This is a genomic window from Pseudoalteromonas sp. GutCa3, assembly GCF_002836155.1.
In the GTDB taxonomy this organism is placed as follows: domain Bacteria; phylum Pseudomonadota; class Gammaproteobacteria; order Enterobacterales; family Alteromonadaceae; genus Pseudoalteromonas; species Pseudoalteromonas arctica.
In genome coordinates this window covers 1-8,484 of sequence record NZ_PJBK01000042.1, presented here as the reverse complement: position 1 = coordinate 8,484, position 8,484 = coordinate 1, and the positions used below count along the sequence as shown (strand labels likewise).

Below are 8,484 nucleotides of genomic sequence, written 5' to 3'. Positions count from 1 at the left end.
ACTTTAAAGTTAATTGTTAGAAAAAGGTCACTCAGGTGGCCTTTTTTAATGCCTGAAGAAAAGTGATTTGCTCCTAGGTATAGCTTTATTGCCGTAGCTTGGGTTGAGTTTTACGAAACCCGAGGAAAAAGGTTGCTGAAAATAACTGAGCTCTTAGATATAAAAAAAGCACGGCTAGGCCGTGCTTATATTGAGTTAGCTCTTGGGCTTTTAGCCAATTACTAATATATGATAAAAGCTTTAATGCTTTTTCGCATACTCTTCAGCTTGTTTTAAAACTCTTAATAAATTACCGCTAAGAATCTTTTTAATATCTTTGTCGCTGTAATCTCTGTCCATTAAACCTTGAACAAGATTAGGGTAGCTAGATACATCTTTTAAACCGATAGGTAACGAGTCACCAACTCCGTCATAATCAGAGCCAATACCTACATAATCAATACCAATTAGCTCAACTACGTGATCAATATGATCAAGTACTTGCTCAAGGCTTGCAAATGGGTATGGGTTTTTAGCACGGTATGCAGCATCAAAATCTTTGCTTAATTTAGTGCCGTCTTTTTTAACGGACTCTTTTGTGTTTTTTAACTGCTTGCCCCAACTGCCTGCTTTAGCGGTAACAAAGCTTGAGCCAAAGTTAATTTGAATAACGCCGCCATTTTCTTTAAGTGCCAATAGCATATCGTCATTCATATTACGCTCAAAGCCAGGCGTGTATTTACGAAGTGATGAATGTGAGGCAATTACGGGTGTTTTAGATAGATCCATAACCTGATAAAACGCATCATCAGAAATATGCGATACATCGATTAGCATACCAATATTATTCATTTCAGTGACAAGCTCTTTACCAAATGGGCTTAAGCCTTTCCATTTACGGCGTATATCGTAAGACGAATCCGAAATATGGTTGCTTTGCGAGTGCGCTAGCGTAATGTAGCGAATACCACGGTCGTAAAAGTGCTGAAGGTTTTTCATATCCCCTTCAATAGGAGAGCCGTTTTCCATACCCATGGCTATAGAAAGCTTACCTTGTTTAAATTGCTCTTCTATATCAGTGCTTGAGCTAGCAATAGCAAACTTATCGGGTGCGCGCTGGGCTATGGCTTCCATACTATCAATCATTTGATTGGCTAGCTGGTAGCTTTTTCCTTTACCTTCAAATTCCAAATGCGCAGGAATATAAATCGACATAAATGGGGCATTTAAACCGCCTTTTACAGCGCGAGGGTAGTCAAAATCGCCATCAGTTGTCGCTTTAGTTACATCAACCCAGCTTTCGTGAATTCGATAAGGTACGTCGATATGGGTATCAATTAAAATGGTGTCTTTAGCGAGTTTAATTGCCTTGTCAGATGCTGTTATTGTTTGTTCTGCTTGGGCTTGGCTAGTTAAAGCTAGTGATATGGCTACCACTAGAGTGCTGAGTTTTATCATGTTTTGGCTCTTTGGGTAAAAAGCCATTGTGTACGTTCAATTCAAAAGTTACAAGTACTACACCTTAATCAAACGCCTCTGCTTGATGCTCTTCACTTTGCAGCGCTTTAAATTCGCCCTTAGAAATAATAGTAACTGACTCATGTAATTCAGAGAAAAACACCATTGCTTCGCCATTTTTAAGCTGTAGCTTAACTTGGTTAACTTTAGATTCGATGCTTGCTTCTACTTCGCCATAATCGGTGCCTTCGCGCAGTACATAGCTTTCTATTAGGTTGTATAGTGTATCTTTATCGAGTTGTTCAAAAGGGATAATCATAATTGCTCTTTGTTTGCGTTGCCTAAAACATGTTGCCCAAAATAGCATGGCACGGCTTTCTCTAACCAAAATATAGGCTTAAACGGATTTTTACCGCTAATAAAACCAACGTGTCCGCCTTTGTCAGAGATGCGCAGCGTAACATGCTCACTTACGTCTTGCCTACTTGGTACAGCCTTAATTGAGAGCATTGGGTCGTCTTTGGCATGAATAATAAGTGTAGGTATAGCGATATCTTTTAAGTACGGCATTGCACTGGCTTTGCGATAGTAATCGTGTGCGTTTTCAAAACCATGCAGAGGGGCTGTTAACTGATTATCAAACTCTAATAAATCGTCAATTTTCATTAACTGTTTTGGTGTTAGTGAAATTTGCTGCTTAATTTGTGGCAGCTTTCGCTGCATTGATTTTTTCATCCGATCGAGCAGATATTTTTGGTAAATTTTACCTAAGCTTTTACGAATAACATCGCTTGATGACGACAAATCATAAGGAGCAGATACCACCGCTGCAGCACTTAGTGGGCATGCTTGTGATTGTTCACCTAAGTATTTGGCCAGTACGTTACCGCCTAACGAAAAACCTACAGCGACCATAGTGCGCTCAGGAAATTGCAGCTTTAAGTGATTTATAAAAAAGGCTAAATCGGCGGTGTCACCGCTGTGATAAGCGCGAGGTAGGCGATTGACTTCAGTTGAGCAATTTCTAAAGTGCATAAGCACAACTGCATAACCTTGCTTTTTTAACGCCTTCATCATGCCTTTGGCATAAAAGCTATTTATATTGCCCTCAAGGCCATGTAAAACAACGGCAAGTGGAGCGGTTTCGTTATGTGGAAGTGACCATGCGAGCTCAATAAAGTCACCATCAGGTGTATCAAGTTGCTCAAGTTCGTAGCGAGTGTGGTGAAATGGGCGGAAAAAACGCGGCATTATGGTTTGAACGTGACGATTGGTCATCCACCATGCTGGTTTGAACTGAGAGATCATGTTTGTACTACGCACTTTGTATTAAACGAAAAGCTAGTGTACCAAATTTTTCGCTTCAGAAAATAAAAAGCGCCTAACTAGTAAACTAATAAGGCGCTTTAGTGCGTCGTGCTTAATTTTGTTCGGGGATTTCTGCATCATGTATTTTTTTCAAAAAGAAAAAAGCAAAAAATATACACAAAGAAACAACGATGGTTAAAAACCCAAAAGACATAAATAAAACTGGATCTGTAAAAAAGTCTCTAAAGAATACGTTCATGAGTTGTTCCCCTCGTTGTTGATGGGTTAATCATAGGCGGTGTTTGCAGGTCGCAACGTGATCGAGATCAAGTTATTTACATAAGCAGATATAGGGGTGAAGCTAAGTTGATTTAGATCATGCTTTAAGGGCTACTAAGTTATTACCACTGAGAGCTAAGAGAGTTTTTCACTTTACCTAAAAGCGTAGCGCTTTAAACTTTTTTGAGTAAACCACTTAAAGATTTTTTGCACAAAGAGAAAAGAATGAGAAGTAAATGAGGGTAGAGCAACAAACTGCTCAATATTTATATCTAAGTAATTTAGTTTGTTTTCCTCTAAAAGCGAAGCGCCTCTTAACCTCTTTGTGAGTAAATTACTTAAAGGTCTTTGCGCAAAAAGAAGAAAAAGAGAAGAAAATTAGGGCAGGGTAATAAAATGCTGAGCTAAACAACCGCTCAATATTTATATTTTTACCTAAGTAATCTAGTTTGTTTTCCTCTAAAAGCGAAGCGCCTCTTAACCTCTTTGTGAATAAATTACTTAAAGGTTTTTTACACAAAGAAAATAGAATGAGCAGTGGAGGAGGGTATAAAAAGTAGCAGCCTAAGTGGCTTTCATATACAGCTTAATATTGTTTTGTGCTGCATGCTCGATTAATTCAAACTCATTTACTGCTTCAATCAACATATGTTGCTGTTGTTTTTCAAGCTTTAGCTCAGCGCTTAGTAACTCTGCGCGTATTGTGGCGTAATCACTTATCGTATTCTGATTAGCTTTTAAATAGCTACGAGCAGCGCGCAGAGGTTGTAATGCGTGAGTATCAAACTCACTAACTACTTGCGTTAACTCATTTAGCTGTTGGGTATTAATACTTAAATTTAATGAGTCTAAATAAAGTAGCAATAAGCATAAATTAACGTTTTTTCCTTGCTGGTTTTGTAGTGCCAGCAAGGTTGTTTGTTGATCAGGCTTTGCGTACAAGGTGCACGCAAACTGCCAAAAATGGTCGCTATTGAGCAAGTTCATCGGCGAATGCCTGCTCTTTTTCTTCCATTTCTTCAAGTGCCATAAGTAGCTCTTCTTCAACGTCGTTAAGTTTAGGCGTAAGGGTTGCTTGCTTGGCTAATAACTCTTTAAGCTTGGCTTTGTTGTCGTCGTTGTACAGTTCGTTATCACCTAAGGTCACTTCAACTTCACTTAATTCGGCGGTAAATTTATCGAGTTGCTTTTCAAGCTTTTCAATTTGCTTTTTAAGTGGCTGAGTGGCTTTTCTAAACTCAGCCTCTAAACGCTTTTGTTCCTTACGGTTAACACCTGGGTTTGCTTTAGGCTCGTCGGTTTGCTGCGCTTTAACCGCTTCTTTATTCGCGTTAAGTAACCATTGATAATACGCATCTAAGTCATAACCAAACTGGGTTACTTTGCCGTCATCCACTAAGTAAAACTCATCGGCAGTATTTTTAAGCATATGGCGATCATGCGAAACGGTAACCATAGCGCCTTCAAAGCCTTGTAGTGCCATAACAAGTGCATGGCGCATTTCTAAATCAAGGTGGTTGGTTGGCTCATCCAGTAATAATAAGTTTGGTTTTTGATATACCAACATGGCAAGCACTAAACGTGCTTTTTCGCCGCCCGAAAATGGGGCTACAGGCTCAAGTGCTTTATCGCCAATGAAGGCAAAGCCGCCTAAAAAGTCACGTAGTGATTGTTCAGTGGCTTTTGGGTCTAGTCGTTGTATGTGCGTTATTGCACTGGCTTTTAAATCAAGAGATTCCAGCTGATGCTGCGCAAAGTAACCAATATTTAATCCGTGATGCTGAATAACTTCGCCCGCTTGCGGCTCTAAATCACCAGAAAGCAGTTTAATTAACGTTGATTTACCCGCGCCATTTCGACCAAGTAAAGCAATTCGGCTACCTGGTACAAGGTTTAGCTCTATATTATTTAAAATAGTGACGTCACCATAACCCGCTTTGGCTTTATCTATTGTCATTAGTGGGTTTGGTAATGCTTTTGGCTCTGCAAACTCAAAGTTAAATGGCGAGTCGGCATGTGCTGGCGCTAGTTTTTCCATGCGTTCAAGTGCTTTTACACGGCTTTGTGCTTGTTTAGCTTTACTGGCTTTTGCTTTAAAGCGCGTTATAAATTGCTCTAAGTGTGCAATTTGATCTTGCTGCTTATCAAACATTGCTTGTTGTTGTAGTAAGCGCTCTGCTTTTTGGCGCTCAAACTGCGAGTAGTTACCTTTGTACACATTGATAAGTTGCTTATCTACATGCCAAATTTGGTCAACCACCGCATCTAAAAACTCACGGTCATGCGATATAAGTACAAGGGTGCCGGTATAAGCACGTAAAAAACGCTCAAGCCAATAAACGGCATCTAAATCAAGGTGATTTGTTGGCTCATCAAGAAGTAGTAAATCGGCATCGCGTATTAATGCTTGGGCAAGGTTTAAACGCATACGCCAACCACCCGAAAACGAGCTTACAGGGTTTTCTATAAGGTTATTGGCAAAGCCTAAGCCGTGTAATAGCTCACCGGCGGTTGATTCAATGCTGTAGCCTTTAATGTTTTCAAGCTGAATATGTACTTTGGCTTGTGTGTCGCCATCGTTGTTTTTCTCGGCCTCACGCAGTGCTATACGCATTGCGTAGTATTCTGGGTGGCCTTGAAGTACATAATCAATCGCGCTTATTTCAAGTGCAGGTGTCTCTTGCTTAACAGAGGCAATAGACCAATCTTTTGGAATGCTGCAGTTACCGGCATCTAATTGCAGTTCTGATTTTAGTAAACCAAATAACGTTGATTTTCCACAGCCATTAGCGCCAACAAGGCCTACTTTGTGCTCTGGAAATAATGTAGCTGATGCGTTTTTTAATAAGGCTTTACCGCCACGAAGTAGTTCTATTTCTGAGATTTGGATCATGAATGCGTTACTTTGCTGTGCCCTTGTTAAGTTGGCGCTATCATAACATAGAACTTAATGCTCTTATCAAGCGTATCAACAAGTGAAGTTATACGATAAAATGACAGCAGTTCAAACCACAGGAAAAATGTTGTGAGACAAAAGAAGCGATTTATTGCTGGTGCATCGTGCCCTGACTGCAAAGCCATGGATACTATGATGCTATACAGAGAACATGATGTTGAAAAAGTAGAGTGTGTTGAGTGTGGTCATAAAATGGCGCAACCCGATAACGCTGTTCAGGCGTCTACTCGCCAATTTGAACAAGTAATTGGTGTATTTAAACCGGGCGACTAACCCGGTTTTTTATTGCCTAATTTTTACCGGTTTTAGTAATGCGGTGGAGGCGGCTCAGGTGCTTCAGACATCATAGACGATGATGACTGCGACTCTTTAATTTTTTCTGCTAGCAGCTCAGTTTGGCGTTTCATTTTTGCTAAAAGTTGCTGGTGCACTTTTATTTCATCATTTAAGACTTCAATCGTCTCATCTTGAAAAGCCACTTTGGCTTCAAGTTCCATTAAGCGATGTTCAATTGTGTTCATTATTCTCTCGTATAATAAATCGCTCTGCGATACCGCTGGAGCTTTCGGTTAACAACGACTTACCGTTATCTGTAAATGTCACATCTAGCACCACCGCCGATTTAGGCTTACTGCCTTCGCGCGGGGTAACCTGCCAAGTTTGAATTTTTTCACCGCTTGGTATTTGCCACAAATCTACGCGCTTATTTGGCGAGCCGGTTGCAAGCAAAGTGCCTTGTTCGTTAAAGCGCACAGCAGTAAAAATTTTCTGACGCGCAATATACTTCAGTTTACTCACAAGATCACCTGTAGTCAGCTTCCATACATTTGCTTGTGCCATACTATCGGCCGTAAACGCATAGCGACCTTGTGGATCGAGCGTTACTTGGGTAACACGCGTTGGGTGATTAAAACGATGAATTACTTGCCCTGTACGTGTATCCCAAAAGTAAGCAACATAATCGTTAGAACCACTTAAGGCGTAGCGTCCGTTAGGTGATAGGTCAACGGTGTTAACTTTATCTTGATGACCTAAAAACTCAATACGACGTCCGGTTTCTAGGTTTACAAATACGACAACGCCGTCGCTACGGCCGTATAAAACACTACGGCCTTGATTGCTAATAGCAATATCGCGAATACTGGCTTTTTGTATTTTGTAATAACCTTTATTTTTGCCTGTGGCTATATCCCACACAGCAAACGTGGTTTTTTCGGCGGTAACAGCCACGCTGTTATCAAAAGCAATAGCAACGGCGTATACCAAACTGTCTTGATCTTGCTGCTGAAACCATTGGTATTTTAGTACCTGCTGTTGATTATCCCACAGGGCGACCCCATGGTTGATAGAGGAGATCAAACTGTATTTACCATCGTTTGAAACTGTTGATGAAAACGCACCTTGTGCAGCATGTTCATAACTTGCTACAGCGTGTTGTTTTTTATCGGTACAGGCGATGGCTAAAAAACAGCTAAATACGATTAAAAAAGTACGAAATATCGACATATTACAGGTATTTCCCCTTAACTCTTAGTGACTGAGAGGTTAGACTAGGACGCGTTAAATGCCTAGGTTGTTTGTCTAATCACTGGATATGTTTTTAGTTTAGCTAACAATGTGGAATTTAGTCATTAAACAAGCAGCCTATCATGTGGGCCGTTAATCTTTAACTAGTAATAATACATTAAAATGACAACTGCAAAGTGTGTCGGAGATTTAAAATGAAAAAGACGATTAGATTGTCATTGATTGCAGCGTCAGTTTTAGCGCTTACAGCTTGTAATCAAGAAGCAAAAAAAGAACAAGCTGAAGTTAAATTAGACACTGTAGAACAGCAACAAGCATACGGTATTGGTGCATCTGTAGGTAACTTTTTAAATAAAGACCTAGCAGACAAAACAGAAATTGGTATTGAACTAGACCAAGCACTTCTAATCCGTGGTTTTGAAGATGCACTTGCTGGTAATGCAAAAATTGACGAAGAAAAAATTCGCGAAGTATTAACTGAACTAGATACATCAGTACGTACTAAGCAAGAAGAAAAAGCAAAAGTAGAGTCTGAAAAAAGCAAAGAAGCGGGTGTTAAATACCTAGCTGACAACGCTAAAAAAGAAGGCGTTACAGTAACTGAGTCTGGCCTACAGTATGAAGTACTTAGCGAAGGCGATGGCGAAAAGCCAGTAGCAACTGATGTAGTTAAAGTACACTACAAAGGTACTTTATTAGACGGTACTGAGTTTGATAGCTCATATGCACGTAACGAACCTACAACTTTCCCTCTTAACCGCGTAATTGCTGGTTGGACTGAAGGTTTACAACTTATGTCAGTGGGTTCTAAGTACAAGTTCACTATTCCTTCAGAACTTGCTTACGGCGACCGCGACTTAGGTAAGATTCCAGCTAATTCAACACTTGTATTTGAAGTTGAATTACTTGAAATTCAAAATGAAGAAGCACCAGCACAATAATAAGCTTATTGTGTAAATGCAAAAAGGGACCTTAGG

9 protein-coding genes are annotated in these 8,484 nt (G+C 40.0%); 2 read left to right on the top strand and 7 right to left on the bottom strand.

Annotation, left to right across the window (positions count from 1 at the left end):
• Positions 1-240: 240 nt before the first annotated feature.
• The 5 genes from CXF64_RS08425 to CXF64_RS08405 all read right to left on the bottom strand — a co-directional run bounded on the left by CXF64_RS08425 (position 241) and on the right by CXF64_RS08405 (position 5,917).
• Positions 241-1,437 (bottom strand): dipeptidase, encoded by a 1,197-nt coding sequence (locus CXF64_RS08425; protein WP_024589505.1) that lies wholly within the window; start codon positions 1,435-1,437, stop codon positions 241-243.
• Between the two features lie 64 nt (positions 1,438-1,501).
• The gene (locus tag CXF64_RS08420; RefSeq protein WP_007582257.1) at positions 1,502-1,756 is read right to left on the bottom strand and encodes a YheU family protein; all 255 of its coding nucleotides are present in this window, start codon (positions 1,754-1,756) and stop codon (positions 1,502-1,504) included.
• On the bottom strand, positions 1,753-2,745 hold the full coding sequence (locus CXF64_RS08415; protein WP_007582255.1) for a hydrolase: 993 nt from the start codon (positions 2,743-2,745) through the stop codon (positions 1,753-1,755). Before CXF64_RS08415 ends, CXF64_RS08420 begins: the two co-directional genes overlap by 4 nt.
• 843 nt (positions 2,746-3,588) lie before the next feature.
• Complete coding sequence (locus CXF64_RS08410) at positions 3,589-4,011, bottom strand: TIGR02444 family protein (protein ID WP_101216800.1); 423 nt, start codon at positions 4,009-4,011, stop codon at positions 3,589-3,591.
• Positions 3,995-5,917 carry an ATP-binding cassette domain-containing protein gene (locus CXF64_RS08405; RefSeq protein WP_024589507.1) on the bottom strand — a complete coding sequence of 641 codons (1,923 nt, stop codon included), beginning with the start codon at positions 5,915-5,917 and terminating at the stop codon, positions 3,995-3,997. The genes CXF64_RS08410 and CXF64_RS08405 overlap by 17 nt, the downstream gene beginning before the upstream one ends.
• A 132-nt stretch (positions 5,918-6,049) precedes the next feature.
• On the opposite strand from CXF64_RS08405, the gene CXF64_RS08400 reads away from it, so the two are divergent.
• On the top strand, positions 6,050-6,253 hold the full coding sequence (locus CXF64_RS08400; protein ID WP_007378899.1) for a YheV family putative zinc ribbon protein: 204 nt from the start codon (positions 6,050-6,052) through the stop codon (positions 6,251-6,253).
• Positions 6,254-6,285: 32 nt separating this feature from the next.
• Here the strand turns inward: CXF64_RS08400 and CXF64_RS08395 are convergent, their stop codons facing one another.
• Positions 6,286-6,501 carry a SlyX family protein gene (locus tag CXF64_RS08395; protein ID WP_007378900.1) on the bottom strand — a complete coding sequence of 72 codons (216 nt, stop codon included), beginning with the start codon at positions 6,499-6,501 and terminating at the stop codon, positions 6,286-6,288.
• Entirely contained in the window at positions 6,488-7,486 is a 999-nt protein-coding gene (locus CXF64_RS08390; RefSeq protein WP_101216799.1) for a WD40 repeat domain-containing protein, read from the bottom strand. Before CXF64_RS08390 ends, CXF64_RS08395 begins: the two co-directional genes overlap by 14 nt.
• A gap of 215 nt (positions 7,487-7,701) precedes the next feature.
• Here CXF64_RS08390 and fkpA point away from each other — a divergent pair, with 215 nt between their 5' ends.
• Complete coding sequence (gene fkpA / locus CXF64_RS08385) at positions 7,702-8,448, top strand: FKBP-type peptidyl-prolyl cis-trans isomerase (protein ID WP_007582243.1); 747 nt, start codon at positions 7,702-7,704, stop codon at positions 8,446-8,448.
• Positions 8,449-8,484: the final 36 nt, after the last annotated feature.